This window comes from Vibrio splendidus, assembly GCF_003345295.1.
Taxonomy (GTDB): Bacteria; Pseudomonadota; Gammaproteobacteria; order Enterobacterales; family Vibrionaceae; genus Vibrio; species Vibrio splendidus_K.
In genome coordinates, this window is record NZ_CP031056.1 from 1,936,093 (window position 1) to 1,956,634 (window position 20,542).

General features: G+C 42.2%; 23 protein-coding genes and 1 pseudogene. 9 read left to right on the plus strand and 15 right to left on the minus strand.

What is annotated here, in order from left to right; genetic code table 11:
• Positions 1 to 102 precede the first annotated feature (102 nt).
• The 5 genes from DUN60_RS24185 to DUN60_RS24205 form a co-directional block, all read right to left on the minus strand.
• Complete coding sequence (locus DUN60_RS24185; RefSeq protein WP_114635718.1) at positions 103 to 891, minus strand: phospholipase A; 789 nt, start codon at positions 889 to 891, stop codon at positions 103 to 105.
• 412 nt (positions 892 to 1,303) lie between these two features.
• Positions 1,304 to 1,606 carry a hypothetical protein gene (locus DUN60_RS24190; protein ID WP_114635719.1) on the minus strand — a complete coding sequence of 101 codons (303 nt, stop codon included), beginning with the start codon at positions 1,604 to 1,606 and terminating at the stop codon, positions 1,304 to 1,306.
• Between the two features lie 3 nt (positions 1,607 to 1,609).
• Positions 1,610 to 1,855: a carbon storage regulator gene (locus tag DUN60_RS24195; RefSeq protein ID WP_114635720.1), complete on the minus strand. Its 246-nt coding sequence runs from the start codon at positions 1,853 to 1,855 to the stop codon at positions 1,610 to 1,612.
• Between the two features lie 777 nt (positions 1,856 to 2,632).
• The gene (locus DUN60_RS24200) at positions 2,633 to 3,199 is read right to left on the minus strand and encodes a hypothetical protein (protein ID WP_208638369.1); all 567 of its coding nucleotides are present in this window, start codon (positions 3,197 to 3,199) and stop codon (positions 2,633 to 2,635) included.
• Entirely contained in the window at positions 3,174 to 3,899 is a 726-nt protein-coding gene (locus DUN60_RS24205; protein ID WP_162808251.1) for a hypothetical protein, read from the minus strand. The genes DUN60_RS24200 and DUN60_RS24205 overlap by 26 nt, the downstream gene beginning before the upstream one ends.
• A 583-nt stretch (positions 3,900 to 4,482) precedes the next feature.
• Between DUN60_RS24205 and DUN60_RS24210 the strand changes: the two genes are divergently transcribed.
• The 7 genes from DUN60_RS24210 (at position 4,483) to DUN60_RS24235 (ending at position 11,393) form a co-directional block, all read left to right on the plus strand.
• The gene (locus tag DUN60_RS24210) at positions 4,483 to 5,457 is read left to right on the plus strand and encodes a DUF2860 domain-containing protein (protein ID WP_162808252.1); all 975 of its coding nucleotides are present in this window, start codon (positions 4,483 to 4,485) and stop codon (positions 5,455 to 5,457) included.
• Between the two features lie 9 nt (positions 5,458 to 5,466).
• The gene (locus DUN60_RS24215; protein WP_114635724.1) at positions 5,467 to 6,672 is read left to right on the plus strand and encodes an alpha/beta hydrolase; all 1,206 of its coding nucleotides are present in this window, start codon (positions 5,467 to 5,469) and stop codon (positions 6,670 to 6,672) included.
• 1,043 nt (positions 6,673 to 7,715) lie between these two features.
• Entirely contained in the window at positions 7,716 to 8,309 is a 594-nt protein-coding gene (locus DUN60_RS24220) for a toxin-antitoxin system YwqK family antitoxin (protein ID WP_114635725.1), read from the plus strand.
• Positions 8,310 to 8,547: 238 nt separating this feature from the next.
• A complete protein-coding gene (locus DUN60_RS24225) occupies positions 8,548 to 9,696 on the plus strand; it encodes a hypothetical protein (RefSeq protein ID WP_114635726.1) in 1,149 nt (382 codons plus the stop codon).
• 149 nt (positions 9,697 to 9,845) lie between these two features.
• A complete protein-coding gene (locus DUN60_RS24490; RefSeq protein ID WP_155758799.1) occupies positions 9,846 to 10,010 on the plus strand; it encodes a hypothetical protein in 165 nt (54 codons plus the stop codon).
• Between the two features lie 10 nt (positions 10,011 to 10,020).
• Entirely contained in the window at positions 10,021 to 10,473 is a 453-nt protein-coding gene (locus tag DUN60_RS24230; protein ID WP_114635727.1) for a hypothetical protein, read from the plus strand.
• 215 nt (positions 10,474 to 10,688) lie between these two features.
• Positions 10,689 to 11,393, plus strand: coding sequence for a hypothetical protein (locus tag DUN60_RS24235; RefSeq protein WP_114635728.1), 705 nt, complete (start codon positions 10,689 to 10,691; stop codon positions 11,391 to 11,393).
• A gap of 147 nt (positions 11,394 to 11,540) precedes the next feature.
• On the opposite strand, the gene DUN60_RS24240 is transcribed toward DUN60_RS24235, so the two are convergent.
• From DUN60_RS24240 to DUN60_RS24495, 5 genes and pseudogenes are all read right to left on the minus strand, one after another.
• Entirely contained in the window at positions 11,541 to 11,903 is a 363-nt protein-coding gene (locus tag DUN60_RS24240) for a hypothetical protein (protein ID WP_114635729.1), read from the minus strand.
• On the minus strand, positions 11,903 to 12,034 hold the full coding sequence (locus tag DUN60_RS24950; protein WP_279627921.1) for a hypothetical protein: 132 nt from the start codon (positions 12,032 to 12,034) through the stop codon (positions 11,903 to 11,905). The genes DUN60_RS24240 and DUN60_RS24950 overlap by 1 nt, the downstream gene beginning before the upstream one ends.
• 49 nt (positions 12,035 to 12,083) lie before the next feature.
• Positions 12,084 to 12,422: a hypothetical protein gene (locus tag DUN60_RS24245; protein ID WP_114635730.1), complete on the minus strand. Its 339-nt coding sequence runs from the start codon at positions 12,420 to 12,422 to the stop codon at positions 12,084 to 12,086.
• A gap of 157 nt (positions 12,423 to 12,579) precedes the next feature.
• Positions 12,580 to 13,328, minus strand: a pseudogene (locus DUN60_RS25045) (MipA/OmpV family protein).
• A gap of 667 nt (positions 13,329 to 13,995) precedes the next feature.
• The gene (locus DUN60_RS24495; protein WP_162808253.1) at positions 13,996 to 14,151 is read right to left on the minus strand and encodes a hypothetical protein; all 156 of its coding nucleotides are present in this window, start codon (positions 14,149 to 14,151) and stop codon (positions 13,996 to 13,998) included.
• Positions 14,152 to 14,373: 222 nt separating this feature from the next.
• On the opposite strand from DUN60_RS24495, the gene DUN60_RS24255 reads away from it, so the two are divergent.
• Positions 14,374 to 14,820: a TetR/AcrR family transcriptional regulator gene (locus DUN60_RS24255; protein ID WP_048658945.1), complete on the plus strand. Its 447-nt coding sequence runs from the start codon at positions 14,374 to 14,376 to the stop codon at positions 14,818 to 14,820.
• 237 nt (positions 14,821 to 15,057) lie between these two features.
• Here DUN60_RS24255 and DUN60_RS24260 read toward each other — a convergent pair whose 3' ends face one another.
• The 5 genes from DUN60_RS24260 to puuE all read right to left on the minus strand — a co-directional run bounded on the left by DUN60_RS24260 (position 15,058) and on the right by puuE (position 19,554).
• The gene (locus DUN60_RS24260) at positions 15,058 to 16,377 is read right to left on the minus strand and encodes a urate hydroxylase PuuD (RefSeq protein ID WP_114635731.1); all 1,320 of its coding nucleotides are present in this window, start codon (positions 16,375 to 16,377) and stop codon (positions 15,058 to 15,060) included.
• A 14-nt stretch (positions 16,378 to 16,391) separates the two neighbouring features.
• A complete protein-coding gene (locus tag DUN60_RS24265; RefSeq protein WP_114635732.1) occupies positions 16,392 to 16,952 on the minus strand; it encodes an ureidoglycolate lyase in 561 nt (186 codons plus the stop codon).
• Positions 16,953 to 16,967: 15 nt separating this feature from the next.
• Positions 16,968 to 17,954 carry an allantoicase gene (gene alc / locus DUN60_RS24270; RefSeq protein WP_114635733.1) on the minus strand — a complete coding sequence of 329 codons (987 nt, stop codon included), beginning with the start codon at positions 17,952 to 17,954 and terminating at the stop codon, positions 16,968 to 16,970.
• A gap of 123 nt (positions 17,955 to 18,077) precedes the next feature.
• A complete protein-coding gene (gene uraD / locus DUN60_RS24275) occupies positions 18,078 to 18,593 on the minus strand; it encodes a 2-oxo-4-hydroxy-4-carboxy-5-ureidoimidazoline decarboxylase (RefSeq protein ID WP_114635734.1) in 516 nt (171 codons plus the stop codon).
• A 22-nt stretch (positions 18,594 to 18,615) separates the two neighbouring features.
• Complete coding sequence (gene puuE, locus DUN60_RS24280) at positions 18,616 to 19,554, minus strand: allantoinase PuuE (RefSeq protein ID WP_114635735.1); 939 nt, start codon at positions 19,552 to 19,554, stop codon at positions 18,616 to 18,618.
• Between the two features lie 411 nt (positions 19,555 to 19,965).
• Here puuE and uraH point away from each other — a divergent pair, with 411 nt between their 5' ends.
• Positions 19,966 to 20,319 (plus strand): hydroxyisourate hydrolase, encoded by a 354-nt coding sequence (gene uraH / locus DUN60_RS24285; protein ID WP_017075240.1) that lies wholly within the window; start codon positions 19,966 to 19,968, stop codon positions 20,317 to 20,319.
• Positions 20,320 to 20,542: the final 223 nt, after the last annotated feature.

The following is a 20,542-nucleotide window of genomic DNA, read 5'->3' on the forward strand; positions in this document are numbered from 1 at the left end:
TCACGGTTGGATACAAACTCGTGGATCTTCCCGTTCTGTAAGTAGTCAATTGCTTGGTCTATCGACCATAGCGGGGTGAAGCCATTCCGTTACTTTGTGTGTTTACAAAATCTTGAGATCTGGCGCTATGGTCACACCTAATCCAATTCTTGTTTGACGGTGGTTGTAATCGATAAGCGACTCGCCATAACCTTCGAACACTTGCGCATATAGGCCAATGAACTTGTTAAGAGGAAGTGTGTACCCCAATTCAACATGGCCCTTATCAGTAGTGAAGTTGTACGCCGACTTGATCTTTATGTAACCAATGCCTGAGTGGTATTTCGCCCAAATCTCATAGGGAGGTATGAAGTCTTTAATATCCGGGTTATCACTAAGACTTGCCGCATACCAACCTTGTAATCCGTATTCGAGCTTTGTATTCACTCGCTCTAGAGCTAAGAAACCCATATCCCAGGAACGGCTTGTACCCTCATCCTTGCCGTTGGATTGATGGCGGTATCCATACTCGATGCTATTGAATGGACCGTAGTTCCCCTGGTGCATCATGAATAGTTGGGGCTTGTAATTGGTTTCACGAAACGGCGCTGAAGCTTCTTTGTTACCAAGTTGCCATAATGACAATTGTGTATAGCTAGCCATTAGCGAACTGTACTTTAGTTGCACTACAGGTATAGATAGTGAGAATTGGTATTTGATCTCCATTTCCTTAAGCTCATCCATATCGCTACCATAGGCCTCGTCATAAACTGCTTGGTTTATATCCGTGGTGTACGTCTGCATGACGTAAGTGTCGTCATAGATGCTCACACCTTTGTTAGATTTTGCATGTACTTGGCTTGCTACCAGGCAAAGAAAAGGAACGGTGATTGCGACTGTTAGTTTTTTCATTTGTGAACTTGCCAACTTGATAATAATTTTGGTGAATGGTGTTCCCTTACCATCCTGTTGTTACCAGCAGTCGTCGACATCGAAGCTAACCTTGCTCACGTCTGCGTTCTTGTGACTGCCACTAACCAGATAACTCTCTGTTGAGATTGGAGTAGATAAAGCGCTAGTGATAAATACGGTCATTTTTACATAAACCCAAACTTAAGGTTTGACGCACTTTAAATGACCAAATAAAAAAGGAGTTACCGGCCACTTAAGGAATTGTTGCAACTCACATAAGCGCTTTTTCCATTCTAGTGTCTGTTGCTGTTCTCAATGTTTAATTTGATAAATCGGTAAAGCGCTACGATAGATAAGATAACGATTACGCCCACTGTCATGTTTAGCGCTAATAAGCATTCATATAGTGTCATTAAAGGTACTTATCCCTGATGATGCCGCACATAATCGCTAGCTCTAACTTGTTGGTGTCATCCAAGCGGCGAAATTCCTTCTTTTGAGCCTTTTTCATTTGGTTTTTCCACCACTCGCCTTTTTTACCAACTTTGTACTTTTCAATAACTGCAAAGTTAGCTCCAGCTTTTTCACCGCCATCAAGCTCTCCAGCCAAGTGACAGGCTGTTATTTGAGCGAATGTTTTACCTGCGTTTGCTGGTGCACCAGCATTAGCAGACATTGGCGCCATAATGGCAAGTGCGATAAGTAGCTTTTTCATTTTTCATCTCTTTGATTTAATAGCCAAAGGGCCGGAGTCTCTATTGGGGAAAGCGTTATTATTTAATGCTTCCGTTTGTTCTGACGTCATGGTTTCGGTGCGATAGATCTTGCTTTTTTCGCGGTCACTGCTGATACCAAGGCCAACCTGTCCACTGCTCATCTTGCACACTGTTACTTCCATTACGATTGTGCCGTTTTCGTCAGTGATGGTTAGAGATTGGCCAACCTTTCGAGTGAGTCTTAACATTGCTTTTCTTCTCGTTTTACCGTGTGTATTCCGATAGTTTCTAGTTGAATTAATAGTTATTCACTGCTGGCTTCATCTAGCACGACTTTCATGTAACTACTTGTAATGGAATGTAATTACTGCCAGATAGTGCAAACGGAATCTACGAGGTCGCAATAGCACAAAAAACGTGTTTTGATCCCGCCGTTAGATATTTTCATTCACTATTTTTTATTAGTTTAAATGGCTTATATCGTGCTAGATCCAAATAAAGTGCACTGCACTTTATTTGTGGGCGATAATAAACCCTTAAACCATAAACGGTCAAACTTATTTTCGTTGACTCAAATTTATTTTGACACCAAGTGATTGAAGGAAAAATTGGTTAGTACGATGGTTAAATGTTCATGACCACTAAGCGATAGATTATGAAAAAGCCAACAAATTATAAGCATTTATATGTATATTTATTGTAATAGGTTCTGTTGCATCATCTCGTCGCCTGTAAATCTCACTTAATGGCACAACCCATAAAACTTAGATAAATTGGACGATTTCATCGTACACCTCGACAGGCAATCGACTTAGCTCAACCATAAGTCCTCGCTTATCGCTGCTACGAGAGACTTTTGCGTATTGGTTCTCGTCATCAAACGACGCTGGCGCTTCAGTTTCCCAAGAGATCTAAGCCTTCCCTTTTGAAAGCTTAGATTCAATCGTCTCTGACATCTTCCCCTTGAATACTCGGAAAATTGTCGCAAACAGCGTCTAAAGTCCAGACACGCAAAAAAGTGCCGCCTACACTCTGCCAGAGGTAAACATGATTAACTCAGCAACACGAACAGGCGTAACGGCATAACCAATATGTTGTTCAAACTGACTGGTTAATTTCAGGAATTCATCATCACGAGTCAATTGTTCACACAAACTCATGTAACTCCGGTAATTGGGAATACTGTTAAGTTGAGAGCTACTTTTAGAGCCTAAAAGCCAAAGACTGACACGACTATCCCATATCGGATAAATGGTTGGATTTACAAAGTGCAGTAACTTAGAAGTACCAACTAAAGAGTTGTTTACAACCGCAACAATGGCTTTGAAGTCCTCATCAGTTAGAACTTCTCCACCTTTTGCTTTATTCAAAGCCTTAAGTGCAGGTTCAAAATTAGTTGACTTGATTTTCAGTATGGTTGGCATCCATCCATAAACCATGTTGCTGCCAACAATTAACTCTGGTAAGCCTATGTTTGACTTGTTGGCGAAGAAGTCAACAAAGTATGGGTACTCCAACTGATAGGTATCGTCATGTGGGATGCTAAATAGGCAATGACCTGCTTGCTTAACATCTGCGGTCGTTTTCATCATTTTTCATTACTCTATATTTTACGTCATTCAATATGCACGCTATATCACCAATAGTTGTGCATTCGTAGTAACTGCCTACTTCGGTCTCTATACATTCAAACGAGCAGGCATCATCACTGTCAACCACACTCACGCCTGTGAGCTTGGCTAAATCAAACATGATCAAGGTCGCAATAACCACACCACTGTCAGATATTCCACCTTCACCATCTGGCGTAGTGAATAAACGCCCTCCCCCCAGGTCACCGGTAATGTAATGTTCCACATCATCGATGAGCTTGGAGCCTAAGTGAAAGGTTCCCTTCGGCGCCGAGGCGTAATAATCAAAGAACGTCAATAAGCACTGCTCAACGTTATTGTTGGAATCCGTTAGATCAAAAGCTGGGCACTTCGACAACAATAGTTCTGGCTCTGTTTGACAATCTACAGCTTCATCTTCCAAGCAAGGGAGGATCGGCTGACCCGGTTGAACAAGAACACGCAGTAGAGCAGGCTCTTCGTAAACACCAAAAGAGTAATCTTCCGTTTCTGCGCAGATGTGCTCTTGTATTATCCAACCAATATCAACATCTTTAGGCTTTTCAGTTTTTTCAATACCGGGAAGCACTTGTTTAAGCTGCACGTAAAGCGCATCTCGTAACTTTTCAGAGGCCGAATTAGGCTCGACCTTAGTCCAAGATTTCAAATCGTGATAAATCAAACACAGGAGCTCCTCCGGTGAAAGTACTCTGTTCGCCTGAAATTCTTCGTGCGCTTCAGAGGTTCCTGTATTGAAGGGCTTCAGTGATTCTAATAATTCATTAAGCTCGTTCAACTATAATCCCCCACCAACATAAAGTGCATCGCACCTTATAATAATGTTTTTTTTAGAGCAAGGCGTATTTAAAAAACATGCAACTAAATAAAAATCCCAGAGGGGAAAAATGGTAAATCGAGACAACCTAAGTCAAGAAAATTGCTTAGTCGTTTTAGCTGTCTCAACTGGAAGTACGAGGTTAGTCAGAATGAAAGTTGCCTAATTGGCCTCAACAGTTAGACAACTAAACCGAAGAAGCAATAGAAACATAACTGCCCACTTATGGGGACAATGGAGGTTGTTTTGATATAACGCAGTTAACTAGGTGCCATTTATCCGAAAAGTTGCGATGGACATTTTTATGGTGATGTCACTTTTAATGAGTCATCAGATGCGCTTAATTTCACTTATTTTTCACAACACGTTGCCTATCATTACCAACTTAAAATGCATTGCACTTTACTTTAAAGGGGATAGAAAAGAACGTATGAAAAAACTAATTTTGACGACTATTGCACTGTCAGTATCTTTTGCGGTTAACGCAAACGAGCTTGGTGAATCTGGGTTCAGTGGCGAGGTGTCAGGTCTAATTGGAATGACCTCTGAGACATCAAACTTCAATACTGATACAAAGAAAAAAACGGGCGACTTGAATACCAAAGGGGAATCGGAGTCGGGGTTGGCTGCCGCTCCTCTTGGGCAAATTCGTTACACATTCGGTTTGGACAACAATCACCAAGTGTTTGCTGGTACATCTAGAGAAGATGTGGCAGTCGGTGATTTCGTTTTAGAGCTAGGCTACAAGCACGGCTTTGGTGAAAACTCATCTATTGCATTTTCTTATCTACCATCTTTAGGTGGCGAAACATGGGCAGACCCATTTATTGTTGGTGATGACCGCGAGGTGACCGATTTCTCAAGTAGTGCTTATCGCGCAAAGTACGACAACATTTTAGATTCAAATTTTTCTGCGGACTTTGCCTATTACACAATTGAACTTGATGAAGAAAGTTCAGGTTCTTTCCAAACTGGCTCAGCCATTAAATCCTTGGATAGAAATGGCGATGGCATCTACTCAAAGATTTCATACACTCATCAGTTAAGTTCTAATTCGATCCTTGAACCTTCTCTATTGTATAAAACATTCTCTGCCGATGGCGACGCGATGTCTAATACCGAGTTTGGCACTGAGCTAACGTACAAAGCATTCTATGGTCGCCACGCTTTCGCTCTATCAGGAAAATACAGTTCAGTCAGCTTCGATGGTACGCACGCCTTTTTTAATAAAAAACAAAAAGACAGCAAAATTGGGGCTTTTGCTGCATACGAGTTTGACAAATTAATGGGCTGGGAGAATGTTTCATTCAACGCGCTTACAGGCTACGACGTGACAACATCAAACATCGAGTTTTACGAGAAATCTGAGCTCATTATTGGTGTTGGCGCGACATATAAGTTCTAGGAGATCGATATGAAGAAAATTCTACTCGCGAGCCTTATCTCTTGCGCGGCAGCGGCACCGGTGTTTGCGGAAGATGACAATATGACAGCGCATACCGCTTTTAAATCGGATTTAGCGCAAAACCAAGACCATTTCTACCGTTCTCTTCGTGTTGATGAATGGGAAAAAATGGGATTAGAAAAGGCCGACTTTACTTCTACTGTGAAGCGCCTTAAATCGAGCACAGCAGATGGATTGCTAGACAGTAACAATGAGAATAGACAAGGTTTCTGGACTTACGAATTTACCCAGTCGGCAGAAGCCATTGAAGTCCAAGCTCGTCTGGATAATCTAGCGGAGAGTTACGATCGAGCATCAACGGCTTATCTGGTTGCTGCTTACCCAAACCTTCAACGCCCTAATGAAATTGTCGCAATGGAAAAAGCGGTCGAAATGTACCTAACAGCTGCAGCAATACGCGGTGAAAAGGTGCACAAGGTTATGATGAAGAGAGAGGACGGACGAAGCATCGTTGGTCTTTTACACCTTCCAACGACAAGGTCCAATAACTTGCCTGCAATAATGTGGTCGGGCGGCGTTGATAAAACACTAATCGAACACAAACACAGTATTAAACCGTTAATCGACAAAGGTTATGCCGTATTAACGTTTGATATCCCAGGTGCAGGCCTAGATTATAAAAACCATATAGAAGTAGGTTATGAGCGGGCTTCTCATGTCGCGGCATTTAACTTCCTTAGTTCAAATAAAATTGTGGATAGCACTCGTATCGGAGTTTTAGGCTCCTCTGGCGCTGGCCCATCTCTTTTGGATTTTGCGCTTAATCAGGAAGGCTTAAAGGCCGTTGTTGCTCGATGCGCATTAGTCGATGGACCAATCGGCAAAACTGAAACACTTAAGTTTATCCCTCGAATGTCATCAGATTCTTTCATTGCGAGAATTGGTGGCGATGTTTCAGATATGTCTTATTTCGAACTGATGGCTCCTCAGTTTTCTCTCAACAACAAAGGGCTGTTTGATGGAAAGGCGAGAATTGATGTGCCTCTTCTTGCTATCAACACAAAAAAAGACCCTGTTGCGATGCCAGACGATGTGAAGAAAACCGCTGCACTATCTAGCAAGGGAGAAGTCTATATATCTGATGAATTTGGTCACTGTCCAGACAACAAAGCTGCCAGCGACAGAGTCATTCAGTTCTTATCTGACAACATCTAACCTAACGCTAAGATGAAAAGCCTTCCATGGCATTCTGTACTGTGGAGGGCGTTTTAAATTGTTATTTGTTACTGGAGGGTTAGGAAGAAATGAGCCTGAAAAGATCGAGTCTCCATTTTAAAACAAGGCATTAACTAACATCGCAACCTGCGCATCGCAAGTTGCGATGTCGCCAGTAAATGCCGAAAATCAGCTTAAGTCAGAGTCTTGAACTTGTGATTACTTATCGAGACAGTTGCTAATCCTTAGCATTATAAATGCCCCTTTCGTGTCAGAGAAAAAAAGGGACCTGACCCCATTTATATCTTTGATCTAGTGTAGATATCATTCCTTAATAATGTCGAATCTTGGCCAAATCTACTCAAACTGAAGCAGCAGTTAAAGCGTGCGGGACTATCACTCCATCCCGCAAAGGGCTAGATGGACTAATGAACAAAATAAAAACGCTGAAGAATGAGACTGAATAGTGTGTTTTCAAATGTATCGGATACGCGATCTACACGCTCTCATAGCCAACGTTAGACCGAATTTACATCTTCTACATATGATTTTTTCCTACCAGCCACCTTGACCTAAATTGGTTAGTAAGTGTAGAATTCAATATAAAGTGCACTGCACCTTATAAATGATTAGACCAATGCTTGGAATCAGCGTGATCAACGTTGACTTATTTATGCCCAAAGTGAGCCAGAGAGGGACTCAGTTTCAAGCCCTTCAATCACACTTACGCACGAATATGTTGTTCAACTATTTCTAAGTTGTTGAATAATAGAGAACTTAAGGGAATTTTTTATTGATAATGTGCCTAGAACCGGAAGCAATGTGTGCTTGCACGCTTTTCAACTAGAAACAGGGTCTAAAATGAATTATATGTATATGTTTCAGTTGGTTAAATATAGTTCTTTAGGTGTTCTGAATGCACCAATTCGTGCTGGCACGATATTAAAATCGTTAAATGGCGTTATTACATTTCCATAGTGAAATGTTCTAAAATAACAGATTACTAACACCGTTGAAGTGTTAGCTATGAGTAAAGGATAAAAATGAAAAAATTAATATTTATATTTATATTTATATTTATATTTATATTTACCGTATTACTTCCTACTGTAAGTAATGCAGGTCAAATTGTAAAAATAGCTGATATTGAAAAACGAGATGGTTTTTTTTACCGAATAAAAACAAATCAGTTATATACAGGTGGTGTTATTGACTTCCACAGTAATGGAAAAAAGAAAGCTATCGCTTTCCTCAAACAGGGTATTCCTGATGGGGTTGAGACTCAATGGTGGGATTCTGGCATTAAACGGTCTACAACGGTATATAAAAAAGGGAAAATCGAAGGTGTTCGAGCAAAATGGAATGAGTCTGGCGTAATGTGGTTCGAAGCCAAATTTAAAAACGGAAGATTAGATGGGACACATACTATTTGGCATCACAATGGGCAGTTAGCTATGGAGACTCCATATGCTAAAGGGAAAGTTGTGGATGGTGTTATATATCATTACAGCATAAATGGGGAAATAGATTGGAAAACGACCTATTTAAATAATAAATCTATAACCGATCATTATTGTGAATATGGAAATATTTCAGCAGGAACTTGGAATAGAAATAAATCCGAGCAGTGTCGATAAAGTCTTTGAGATATTAATGTAATTTTGTGATACGTGGTTGTTTTATAAAATAAATCGCTAAACTTATCACCATTTAACAAACAATTTAAGAGTGACTCCTAACGCTTGGCGATTTCACTCCGATTTGAAAATTGTGTCTACGGCGCAATGGTTTAGTTTGGGTGTTATAGCGTTGTCGCACCTTAATTGGGCATTAGTCGAATTTAAAATTTATCATCCAATTAACTAAGAGTTCTATATGGATCTATTCACTCCCATTGTAAAAGAAAAAAGATTGCACCCATTGTTTAAAAGGGTAATTCAAGATAAAACTTACCAACCTGCAATAGCTGTTATTAATGAGTGGTCAAATGGACTTTTAGGCAGGAAAGGAGAGTCTGAAAAATTTATTAAGGAGTTTCAAACTACTTTTAATTCATCGCTTTGGGAACTGTATCTAAACAAATCATTTTTGGAATTAGGCTTCGACATTGATTATTCGAAAGAAAGTCCAGATTTTAATTTGACTCACCCATCTGGAAGACATGTGTGTGTTGAAGCTGTCACCGCAAATAATCAATTAAACGAAAGTGATGAGTATTACACTACTAAGTCATTTAGTGAATCTATTCATACTGATAATGGAGATTTCTTAGATAAATCAACTATAAAATTGATCGGAAAACTAAAAGATAAAAAATCTTTGTTTATAGGTGCTAATGATAAAAAGCATCCTTATTCATCACTTGAACATGTTAAAGGTAATCCATTTGTAGTTGCTGTCGCTCCTTTTGATAACCACTTATCTTTTACACAAAACAACATGGCGATCAATCGCGTTCTTTATGGAATTAATCCTCCAAAAGGCAATAGTATTAGTGAAATGGTAAGTGAGAAAATAACTCATATTATGAACCATAACGATAATCGTATTGAACTTGGTATATTTACAAATGACTCTTATAAAGAGATAAGTGCAGTTATCTTCTCTACTACAGGAATGTTTGGAAAGGCAGTTGTTCAAAGTGGTATAAGCAATTTCATTAGGGCTACAAAGTATAGGCAGATGGAGCGTTCAGTCTTTCTTGAAAAAGAAGGTATAGAAAAGCTTGGAACTTCACATACGCAGTTAGGAAAAGGCAATGACCTTTTTACAATGCGTTTTCCATCAGGTGATTATATTTGTGGTTCAGACATGCATTTGTATCACTCATCAAAGCATCAAGAAAGCCATTTAGATGGCTTACATATTTACTATAATCCATTTGCAGAGGTTCCTCTTGATAAAGACCTATTTAGCGCATATGAATTGACACAAAATGATTATGATACTGAAAACGAAGAAATGATTTCGATACATAATGATGGCTCACTTGTATCTAGGCAAACGTATACGTCATTCTCCTAACCAGGCACTTAAACTAAATTAAAACAGTAGGTTACATTTCGATTCGCTACACATTATAACCCACAATTTAGGCCGCTTAGTGCGGCGTTAGCTTTCCTTGCGAGCCTCTCAGTTTTGGGCGAAGAATTATCATTAAGGAGATTAAAATTATGGTTGCTGTATATTTTGCAATCGCTGCATTTTTGTATTGGCCATTCCGAAAATGGGTTGCCACTGCTGAGGCACCTGCTATTTCAGCCTTGTTGTGGCCTTTAATGGTCGTGTTTTTTCTTGGGGTATTGATTATTTCTCCATTTATAAAAAACAAGGACTAGGGGTATAGGGATGTTCTCAAAATCAGTTTTTCCATTTCTTGGAGTTGTAATTGGCGGAGTAACAGGAGGTATTGGGGGAGCTATTGCTGGCTTTTTCATTACGGCAATTCTTCACGGAATCATTCGCGGCCTATTTATGCGTGCTGCTATAAGCGAAAAGAAATCGGGTTTAGACACTCTTGTCAGTAAAGCAGAAAATGACCCTGAAATTGCTGCCAAAATACACCAATTAGCGGCCTTAAAGAGAATGGAAAATATTCACAATCTTTACGAGTCGGGTGGAGCTATGTCACCGATATCAATCGAAGAGCAGCAGGCTTATATTGTAATGCTCGATTTTATGCAGAACAACTCTTCACAAAACGAAGATATAGATCAATTTGGGCAGTTTTTGAATATGGTCAAAACGGTGCACTTTAAGGGTAACTCTGTTCTTGGGTCGTACTTGAGGCAAGTAAACTGAAAATGTGTGAATTTACGAGTTTAATAACTGCAATATCCCCGCTACTCGCTGCTATTTCTTCCGTAGCGGCTGCATAGCAACATTTAAGGCAAATAAAATCACTACGGGATATTGTATCTGGTGGTCTGTGAAGCTAACAAGGCGCTGCACTCGGACAATTTTTGCGCTGTGTTCCAAAATTGCCGGTGAGCGCGGCGTTATGTAAATGGTGAAAAATGAAAGATATTCCGAAAGAAGTAATCGTTGGCTTAGTCATGTCAGCAATTATAGGCGTTGCTGCGTTTTTTAAGGATGCCATTATTGGGTCACTTATTACACCGACTGTAATAACTCAAATAAAAGAACAAGGTCACCTCAGTGAAGATTTGAGGCTGGGACAGTACGTTGTAACAACAGAGAAATCCTTTAATTCAAATCATGTTGTTGAAGCAGAAGTCTTACTTAAGCTTAAAGCTCAAGAATACGTATTGAGCTCTCAGTTAGATGAGTTCGAGAATGAAAACAGTTTACGATCTACAGCCAGCGAGAAACGAAACCAAAGTTTAATGACTAAACAATCAAAGAAACTCGCTCTTATGAAAACACAGCAAGAGCACATTATTAAGTCAATCGAATTGTTAAATGCTAAGTTGGATCGTAAATTAACGGTCAAAATTTATTATCACTCAGACCCGCAGTTCAAAGGTAAAATTCGACTGAACTCAAATAACTTCCTTATTTCTCAATTGATAACCAATGGTGATGAATATGAAGTTATTTCTGGGCGCAATAGTTATGACTATACAGTAGTCCTAGAACCACTGACGATTGAGAGTAAATCCACATATGATGCAGTCGCAAACCTGTATATAGGTGATCATAATAAACTATTTACTAATGCTAGAAGTACAGGTATCGGAACGGCAGTCGTTCAACTTTAGGATTTACATAACAAGAAATTTAAGAGTGCTCCCCAACGCATGACATTTTTCATTTCATCGTTGGGTTTTGTGTTTACGGTGGTATGGTTAGGTTTCGTGGTGGCGTTATAGTTTGGTGATGTTGTCTTTAAGTAAGGATAAACATGTTTAGCCATTCACCTTAATGTTCTTGTACAACTTAAACTCGTTCCCAGCTCGGCCGTTCTTCTCAATCACAATAGACACGGTGTTCTTACGATAGTTGTACGAACAGATAACCGATTTTTTTAAGATTTCAGGTTTACCATTGCGCTTGGAGTCATAGTTATACTCAATACCATCGTATGAGATTGACTGGTGGTTCAATAGAGTTACTAGGGAACCATGCAAGTCGATATCTGCACCACCAAAGAAGTCGCTAGCCACTTCAATGACCTTATCTCTACAAAGGGCGTCTAGATTATCTTTTGGAGCAATAGAGCAACCAGCTAATAACGCTGAAGCAACTAAGCATGTAGTTAGCTTTTTCATTATTTGCCACCTTGAGCTTTCTTGTGTTCAACAAATGAACTTAACGCATCAACCATTAGTTGGGCGTCTTCAAGGTTGCGAGTTCTTAATACGTGTCTCATGGCGCTACCGCGTTCGTTGAATAAAGTCATTGCTGTACCTAATAAAAAACCAGCATCTGGCTAGTTTTAGTTCTTCATATCAATATTTAGGTTTTCTCGAACCACTTGGAAGGTTCAAAGCGTCTTCAAAGCTCCAATTACGGTTAACCCTGTTAAGGACGCCACGATAACTAATGAGAGGGTTCTTGTTCGCTACAATCAGCTCTTCTTGTGTATCGTAATACTTACCTTTGTATCTGTATTGACTTCGGTCTGGGTTGTTACTGCCATGCTTTTTAGTAAGCGCGTTCTCAAGTGACCAGTCATTTCTGAGCCGAGAGAGAACCAAATCACAATTAAGCCCAGCGGCCATATTGGTGGTTATCATTTCTGTCTTGCTGGAGTAAGTAACACCAGCGAATATAACTTTAGTACGCATATAAATCTTGCCAATGCAGCATTGAAAAAATCAGCACAGTGACTGAATTTGTAGTTAATGCTTTTTCATCCAGAATAGATCAATCAAAAGATTAGCTGAGTGAACGAAACTAATGGCAGGAACAACGGACTCGTTCCTGCATTGGTAATCGGATTATTTAAAACAGGTAGGTAATGCCAACATTACCCATAACTGAAGTGGTGTTATCAAGGATAGGGCTCTTCTCAATTTCACTGTCCAGGTTCTCGTAGCGAACACCGCCAGTTAGACGCAAGTGCTTAGATAAGTACATGTAACCAGACAGGCCTACGAAGTAACGGCCAGACCAATCAGGCTTAAATTCATCGAAGCGAGTTCTGGACGCTTCAGCAGCAGATACGCCGTATAAATGTTCGTTAAGCTTGTCACTGTTAAGCGAGTAACCAATCGCAGGAATAAGGCCAAACGCGCCAAAGTTCATGTGATAGCTGTATCGAGTCTCTACATACAAGCCATTGTGAACACTACCAATGTCAGTGCCAGCGCCTACACGGAACTCGCCAATATTGGTAGTAAGCACGTAGGCCGCCCCCCCATAAAGGTAGAATCGCGATCATCGAGCTTTTTGATATCTGCATCGTCAGATTCACTAGCCTCAAGCGTTCGTGGGTCATACGCGGCGAAAAACACAATGTTGCTCACTGAACCTTTTGGCGCCAAACGGTAGCCAGCTTGAACACCCTCAATGAAGAAATGGCCATTGTCATAGCTCAGAAGTGGGAACGGTGTTACTTCCGTGTCGCCACCTTTGTAAACGTTAGGTGAGTAAGCAGCAGTAAGGCCTAAACCAAACTCTGAGCCTTTAGCGTTAGCAATCGATGGAATTGATAGTGCCGCGATCATTGCAGCGATTAACGTAGTTTTCATTGTTAGTTTCCGGTTGGCCTTTCGACTTAAAGGGTATCGCCCTTTTTTGGCAAAAAATCCCCGGCGATAGGAGCCGGGGGAAGATGGGGAAAATGAGTCTGACGTATGCCTGCGATCAAACTCCCCCGAAACCTCATCTAAAGCTGATGTCCTAGTTGAGGGCTGGCAAATGGTTGTTGAAATGTCGTGTCTTACTTTGGCAACGATTCAATCTGAGAAAATCACCATCTATCCTCAATATCTCCTTTGATCATGCGATAGACCAGAAATGCAGCGACAATGCATAGAACAGTCATCACGATGCTGCTAATACCAAGAAAAACGTAAATTGGTTCCACTTCTTCTCCCATCACTATCTCCAGAAATAAGCCTCGACGACTCTGACATCATCAGTAACACACTAATATTCAATGATAATTTAAAGGTTAACACCCTTTATTTGGTCGTAATTTTTGTTTTATCGCTAATTATTAATTAGCCAAAGCCAACGAGCTGTTGTTATATCCGCTCAAAATAAGGGGTGTCACCCTTTATTTTTGCAGTCTACGTTTAGTCGCACTTATCGTCAAGCTACTTCGTAACCAAAAGTCAGAATAACCGCTCAACTCTATTGGAGTTGGGTTCCTAAATTTGAACATAGGGCCACCCCTTCCCCTTGAATCCTTTTTTATACCGTTCCATTCGACGATGAGATAACAATTTGCTTATGGCTATCTAGCTTGGCTGACAGGTCGGCCTTGTTCGCTGAAAACGTCGTGTTGATGTAATCAGTGGCGCTAGTCAGTTTGTGACTGCTTAATGGGGAATGTATCAAGTTGCTCATCATTTCGAGCCTTTTAATAATAAAGGTTAACAACCTCTATTTTGTATGCTAAATGTATAATTTCAATAGCATGAACTCGATGAGGCCTGTTTGGGCCCATTAATGTTCAGTTACTCAACGATCGATTGTATCGCAAGCTATGTGCCTTTATTCTACGGCCTGTGACTGCTTATTATCGATGGCACATAAAATACAACCATCATCCAACGTTCGGAGGCAAGAGTGGGAAGAGCAAGCGCTGCACAAGCGATTATTACACGACAAAAGATCATCGATGCTGCATTTGATATCGCATTAAATGAAGGCTTCGACAAGGCAACCTTTGCTTATATCGCTAAAAAAGCTGGTGTGTCTAAATCAGGGATTAATGCTCACTTCGACAGAAAAGCCGATATTGCCAAAGAGCTTGAGCCTCTGTTTGCAAAGATCATCAATGAGCACTTAAATTACGAGTCGACCGCGGCGTTTTCGAAGACTTGGCAGAAAGCCATTGATAGCGAACCGAATTTTGTAGCAGCCATTATTGCATTTGGTCCTATTATGCCAACTGAGAAAGGCATCAAAGGGCTGCAATCCAAGATCCAAGGCGAAGAGCAAGAAGTGCTCGACTGTATCTATCACTGTATCGGCTATGCGGTTTGTAATATTCAATCTCGCCAATCCGCTTAATTCGCCTATCTTCATTCCGCAGATTTAACGAATAAAGCGACCGATATTCAGCTCCACGTTACCTGTTTTCTCTTTCCTATTGCCGATTGTCCAAAAACAAAAAGCCCCGGTTATAGGAACCGGGGAAACAGGGTGGGATGAGTTTGGCGCGTGCCCGAAACCAAACTCTCCCTAAGCCTCACCTAAGACTCATGCTCTTAGGTAAAGGATACTGAGTACTGTTATTACAAAGTACTGCTATTGAAGCGTAGCGCCTTGCTCAACCCAAGTGCCGATGAGTGCGCGTTCTTCGTCGGTCATTTGAGTCATGTTGCCGAGCGGCATCACCTTAGTTGTTACGGTTTGAGCAACAATCCTAGGTACGTTGGCTTTGATCTCTTCTGGCGTATCAAACATCACACCGGCTGGCGCAGCAGCAAAAGCGGCGTGGCTTGGGGTTGATGAATGACACACAGAACAGCGCTCTTGAATGACTTTGTTAATGGTTTCAAAGCTTACACCTGCGCTAGCCGTTTGCATTGCGTGATCTGCAGGTGCAACTTGAGAACTAGCTGTCGTTGAAGCTGTGCTGTTCGAAACAGCCTCTTCTGTCGCCGATTCCGTCGCGCTTACTTGCACTTCTTGAACCACAGGTGCTTGCACAACCGGAGTCATCTGCTTTTTCGCATAAGGTGAGGTCACAAACGCAAGCGTGATCATACCCAATGCCGCTACAGGTACTGTCCATGCAAACTTCTGACTACCGTGACGGGTGTTGAAGTAGTGACGCACCAAGATGCTAAAGATCGCTAGGCCAGCAAGAATCAACCAGTTGTATTCCGAGCCATAAGTGCTTGGGAAGTGGTTACTGATCATGATGAACAGCACTGGCAGTGTCATGTAGTTGTTGTGACGAGAACGTAGTAAACCTTTCGCTGGCAATGCCGGATCCGGTTCACGCTTCTCTTCAATCGCTTTCACCAAGTTGCGCTGTGCAGGCATGATAACGCGGAATACGTTACCCACCATGATGGTACCAATGATGGCACCCACGTGGATGTAAGCACCACGGCCACTGAACACTTGGGTTAAGCCATATGTCGCAGCGACGAGCAGCACAAACAGCACAACACCAAGCAACACGGGGGTTTTACCTAATGGTGAGTCACACAGTAAGTCGTAGATAAACCAACCAGCAACAAATGACCCAATACCAATCGCGATTGCCGTTGTTGAATCAAGGCCAGAGCCCGGTGCGATCAGGTAAATCTCAGCGTTAAGGTAGTAAACCACACCCAGTAGACACACACCGGTGATCCACGTGAAGTAGGCTTCCCATTTGAACCAGTGCAGGTGCTCTGGCATCTCTGGGGGCGCAAGTTTGTACTTCTCTAGGTGATAAATACCACCACCGTGAATCGCCCACAAGTCGCCTGAAAGGCCCGTTTTTGGGTTTACTCGATTAAGGTTGTTCTCTAACCAAACAAAGTAAAATGATGCGCCTATCCACGCAACACCAACAATCATGTGAGCCCAGCGTATTGCTAAATTCAACCATTCTGTAATATGCGGATCCATAATAAACTCCTGTATCACAACGCTTTAGCTAAGCGTTGCTCTTCCTTGTTGTCGTCCGTTGGCAAGTCTTCCAAATGCAATGCCACTCGGTCGCTGTCGAAATAAACTTCGTCACAATTGTGCCCTTCGCCGCCTCTATCGACGATCAAGAACTGGTCTTGATCAGTAAGCGCAAGAACTGGGTGATGCCACACCCCTTTGTGATAGTTCACTCCTTGACGGCCGTTGCTCAAGAAAGCTCGGCTATTGGCTAATGTTGGATCATCGCCTTTTGGCGCAACAACAATTAAATAGGGTTGACCAAGTAATGGAATGAATGCCTGAGATCCAAGTGGATGACGCTCTAACATTTTGATGGTCAGTGGGTAGCTCAACGGTGTGGCTTGGAAGATGCTGATGATCGCTTCTCCGTCTTGGTCTTGCACATCCGTTGTCGCTAGCTTGTGGTAGCGACGTGTTGATCCACTGTTGATCATGAAGAAATCACTATTATCGGACTCGATAACATCGCCAAACTCTGCAAAAGCCTGCTTGGTTAACGGTTCGATGGATAAACGACGTATTCCATTACTCATATCTGACTTCCTTACCTATTTCGCCTTCGTACCAAACAGACGCAAACGGCTGATACCACCATCTGGGAATATGTTTGCACGTACGTGAGTAATCGCTCCAAGGTCGTTTACCTCAGAAATGAATTCGTGAATCTCGTGCGCTTGCAGCTTTTGTGCAGGCAACAGTTCACGCCAGAACAGGCTTTGTGTTTCTACTTGATCGTCGGTACCGCCTTTCACATAAGCGGCTTGAATTGAGCAGCTGTCAGGGTAGTTACCTTTGAAGTGGGCAGTATCAACTACGATACGTTCGATGTTACCTGGGTGGCCTAGTGCCACGATAACCCAGTCGTTACCCGGTGTTCGACGACGTGCTGTTTCCCAGCCATCACCCATGTTTTCACCGCGACCTGGGCCTAAAATGTTGGCTTTGTTGCCGTAGTGCTCGTCGCTACATGCCAGAGCTCGGCCACCGTGTTCAACAGATGCTAGGTCAACTTGTTGCTGAGAATCTATTGCGTCCCAATCGACACTTGGTCGGCCATAAACACGTAAGCGCGCGACACCGCCGTCTGGATAGATGTTCAAACGTAGGTGCGTAAATACTTGGTCACTTTCGATTGCTTCAAGATGATGATGATCACCCTGTAATGCCATTGAAGGCAGAATTTCTTGCCACTCTGTTGAATCAGTTGGCTCACCTTGTGGTGAATAACACGCGTCAATTGATGCCGAAGGTGGGAAGTTACCTGTGAAGAATGAGGTATCAATATCAACGCCAGCAATGGTGCCAGCTAGGCCAAGGCGAACGACACAGTAATCATAACCTTCACCACGTTTACGTCTGCTTTCCCAGCCGTCCATCCACTTGCCGTTATTATCGTATAAGTCGTCTTTCCACTCTGGTGCCGCATGGCTGAGTAGACGGCTTTTATCCGCGAAAAAATCGTCGGTTGCGAAGGTAGCTTCTGCGCCGAGTTTTTCGTCTGCAAGGTTTATGTACTGTTCAAATTTATGGGTCATGTCCGTGTAATCCTATGAAATTAATAAAGTAATAATAAAATGAGAACTTAGTGGCTTATGCTTTTACAAATCAAACCGTTAGCTCACTAAGACTGGGCTGAGATAGCTGTTAACTCCGTTAACTTACATATCCCAGAGACGAAACATCGCGATCTTGTTGATCTCTTGAATCGCCGTAGCAAACTCAGTTTCACTATCATTTCCTAATCGCATCTCGAACGACTCAAGAATTTGGTAACGATTGGCTCCCTTCACCGCCATGATAAAAGGGAAATTGAAGCGACTTTTGTAGCTGTTGTTGTAAGAAGTGAATTTTTTAAATTCTTCGGCGTTGCATTGGTCGATGCCCGCCCCCGCTTGTTCTTTGGTCGACGACTCTGTGAGTTCGCCGTTTACGGCTGCTCGACCGGCTAAATCCGGGTGAGCGTTGATCAAAGCCAACTGTTTGCCTTGGTCTGCACTTAACAAGGTCGATGCCATTTTCAGATGAAGATTCTCGATATGATCGTCTTCGGCATTCAAACCTTGGTCATACACCAGTTCTGCAACCCACGGGCTGTGTTCGTAGACATCAGCAAAATGAGCGACAAAGGCATCGCGGTCCATGGTTGTTGGTCGGCATGATCGAAATTCAGTCACGTTAAGCCTCCTTGCTTCACTGCTACTTTTGCGGTTGATGATTAGCGTTATTTGGTTGATATGGATGATGTTGGTGCCAATGGTTAGCAATATCAATTCGACGACACAACCACACTCTGTCGTGCTGTTTGACGTAATCTAAGAAACGTCTTAATGCAGCAATACGACCGGGGCGACCAATCAAACGACAGTGAAGCCCAACCGACATCATTTTCGGTGCGGTTTCACCTTCCATATAAAGGGTGTCAAACGTGTCTTTCAGATACAGGAAGAACTGCTCACCCGAGTTGAAGCCTTGCGCGGTTGAAAAACGCATGTCGTTCACATCGAGTGTGTAAGGGATCACCAGTTGCGGATGACCGGTCTCGGTGTGCCAATAAGGCAGGTCATCATCATAGGCATCCGAGTCGTAAAGAAAACCGCCCTCTTCTGCAACCAAACGACGCGTATTTGGACCCGTTCGACCTGTGTACCAACCTTGCGGGCGTTGCCCCGTCACTTGTTGGATGATTTCAATCGCTTTGGTCATGTGGTCGCGCTCTTCAGACTCATCAATGTATTGATAGTCTATCCAGCGATAACCGTGGCTACAGATTTCGTGACCGGCTTCGACCATGGCTTTGGCAACGTCTGGGTGACGCTCAATCGCCATTGCGACAGCAAATACGGTCAGTGGGATTTCATATTCATCGAACAAGCGAAGAACACGCCACACACCTACACGGCTACCATATTCATAGATAGATTCCATGCTGATGTGACGTTCGCCTTTGATCGGCTGTGCGGACGGGATCTCTGAAAGAAAAGCTTCAGACTCGTCGTCTCCATGTAACAAACAACGCTCACCGCCCTCTTCATAGTTCAATACAAAAGAAACCGCGACGCGCGCATTACCTGGCCATTGAGGGTTTGGAGGGTTAGCTCCGTAACCGATCAAATTTCTTGAATAATCCTTATTCATCCAAGTACTCCTAACATAAGTGGTTGGCTTAGTCGCTCTTCAAGTGAGTCACCAAATGATTCAACCAAATGGATTATCGATAAACAGAGCAACCTTATCCCTGTACATTTATTGTATACAATTATTTATCTCAATGTAAAGATTTTGTTATTCAAGTTAAATTTACGCCCTTCATTCATTTAAAAACAATAACTTAACAAAACACAAGCTCACCAAAAAACGATAATCAAGATCTATAAAGTCAGACAAAACGACACAATGGTTAACATTTTTCCAACAATTCGCTTTACTAATTGTGTACAGTTCGTACATAGTTAGTGATAACAAAGTGACCAGTTGCATTCTTTGCAAGGTCGAAGCAGACAGATAAACCACGGAACAGAGGAGCGCCAAAAGCGCTATTAAGGGACTATGGGAAGATTAACAACACACGTATTAGACACCACGCACGGCTTACCGGGCACAGAGATCAAAGTAGAGCTTTATAAGGTCAATGAAGACTCAACAGAAAAGCTGGCGACGGTGATCACCAACTCCGATGGCCGAACCGATGCGCCGATTCTGGCAGGGAATGATTTCCGTCCGGGGAAGTATCAATTGGTGTTCTACGTAGCGGATTACTACAAAAGCAAGGGTGTGGAATTGGATGGCGTGCCTTTCCTAGACGATGTGGTGATTCGTTTCGGCTTAGATGATCCAGAAGCGCATTATCACGTTCCTCTTCTCGTCTCGCCGTACAGTTTCTCCACCTATCGGGGCAGTTAGTCCCGTGACCTAGAACTTCGAACTAGGCTCAACCGTCGAATAATAAACAGATTCGTGCGTGTATCTAAATGATGCGCGCTCACTAAACACGCTCATATAAAAATACTAACAACGTTATTAGTTAGAGAGTTGATGACTAAACAACAGATAACTAAAGAAATAACGGCTAGGAAAAAACCTTAAAACTTAATATTGAAATCTCGCTGTATTCAATAAATGGATC

Bases quoted from the DNA above. Each gene is read 5' to 3' on its own strand.
- DUN60_RS24185 (WP_114635718.1), bottom strand. From the start codon at position 891: ATGAAAAAACTAACAGTCGCAATCACCGTTCCTTTTCTTTGCCTGGTA.
- DUN60_RS24190 (WP_114635719.1), bottom strand. From the start codon at position 1,606: ATGAAAAAGCTACTTATCGCACTTGCCATTATGGCGCCAATGTCTGCT.
- DUN60_RS24195 (WP_114635720.1), bottom strand. From the start codon at position 1,855: ATGTTAAGACTCACTCGAAAGGTTGGCCAATCTCTAACCATCACTGAC.
- DUN60_RS24200 (WP_208638369.1), bottom strand. From the start codon at position 3,199: ATGATGAAAACGACCGCAGATGTTAAGCAAGCAGGTCATTGCCTATTT.
- DUN60_RS24210 (WP_162808252.1), top strand. From the start codon at position 4,483: ATGAAAAAACTAATTTTGACGACTATTGCACTGTCAGTATCTTTTGCG.
- DUN60_RS24215 (WP_114635724.1), top strand. From the start codon at position 5,467: ATGAAGAAAATTCTACTCGCGAGCCTTATCTCTTGCGCGGCAGCGGCA.
- DUN60_RS24220 (WP_114635725.1), top strand. From the start codon at position 7,716: ATGAAAAAATTAATATTTATATTTATATTTATATTTATATTTATATTT.
- DUN60_RS24225 (WP_114635726.1), top strand. From the start codon at position 8,548: ATGGATCTATTCACTCCCATTGTAAAAGAAAAAAGATTGCACCCATTG.
- DUN60_RS24490 (WP_155758799.1), top strand. From the start codon at position 9,846: ATGGTTGCTGTATATTTTGCAATCGCTGCATTTTTGTATTGGCCATTC.
- DUN60_RS24230 (WP_114635727.1), top strand. From the start codon at position 10,021: ATGTTCTCAAAATCAGTTTTTCCATTTCTTGGAGTTGTAATTGGCGGA.
- DUN60_RS24235 (WP_114635728.1), top strand. From the start codon at position 10,689: ATGAAAGATATTCCGAAAGAAGTAATCGTTGGCTTAGTCATGTCAGCA.
- DUN60_RS24240 (WP_114635729.1), bottom strand. From the start codon at position 11,903: ATGAAAAAGCTAACTACATGCTTAGTTGCTTCAGCGTTATTAGCTGGT.
- DUN60_RS24950 (WP_279627921.1), bottom strand. From the start codon at position 12,034: ATGACTTTATTCAACGAACGCGGTAGCGCCATGAGACACGTATTAAGA.
- DUN60_RS24245 (WP_114635730.1), bottom strand. From the start codon at position 12,422: ATGCGTACTAAAGTTATATTCGCTGGTGTTACTTACTCCAGCAAGACA.
- DUN60_RS24495 (WP_162808253.1), bottom strand. From the start codon at position 14,151: ATGAGCAACTTGATACATTCCCCATTAAGCAGTCACAAACTGACTAGC.
- DUN60_RS24260 (WP_114635731.1), bottom strand. From the start codon at position 16,377: ATGGATCCGCATATTACAGAATGGTTGAATTTAGCAATACGCTGGGCT.
- DUN60_RS24265 (WP_114635732.1), bottom strand. From the start codon at position 16,952: ATGAGTAATGGAATACGTCGTTTATCCATCGAACCGTTAACCAAGCAG.
- alc (WP_114635733.1), bottom strand. From the start codon at position 17,954: ATGACCCATAAATTTGAACAGTACATAAACCTTGCAGACGAAAAACTC.
- puuE (WP_114635735.1), bottom strand. From the start codon at position 19,554: ATGAATAAGGATTATTCAAGAAATTTGATCGGTTACGGAGCTAACCCT.
- uraH (WP_017075240.1), top strand. From the start codon at position 19,966: ATGGGAAGATTAACAACACACGTATTAGACACCACGCACGGCTTACCG.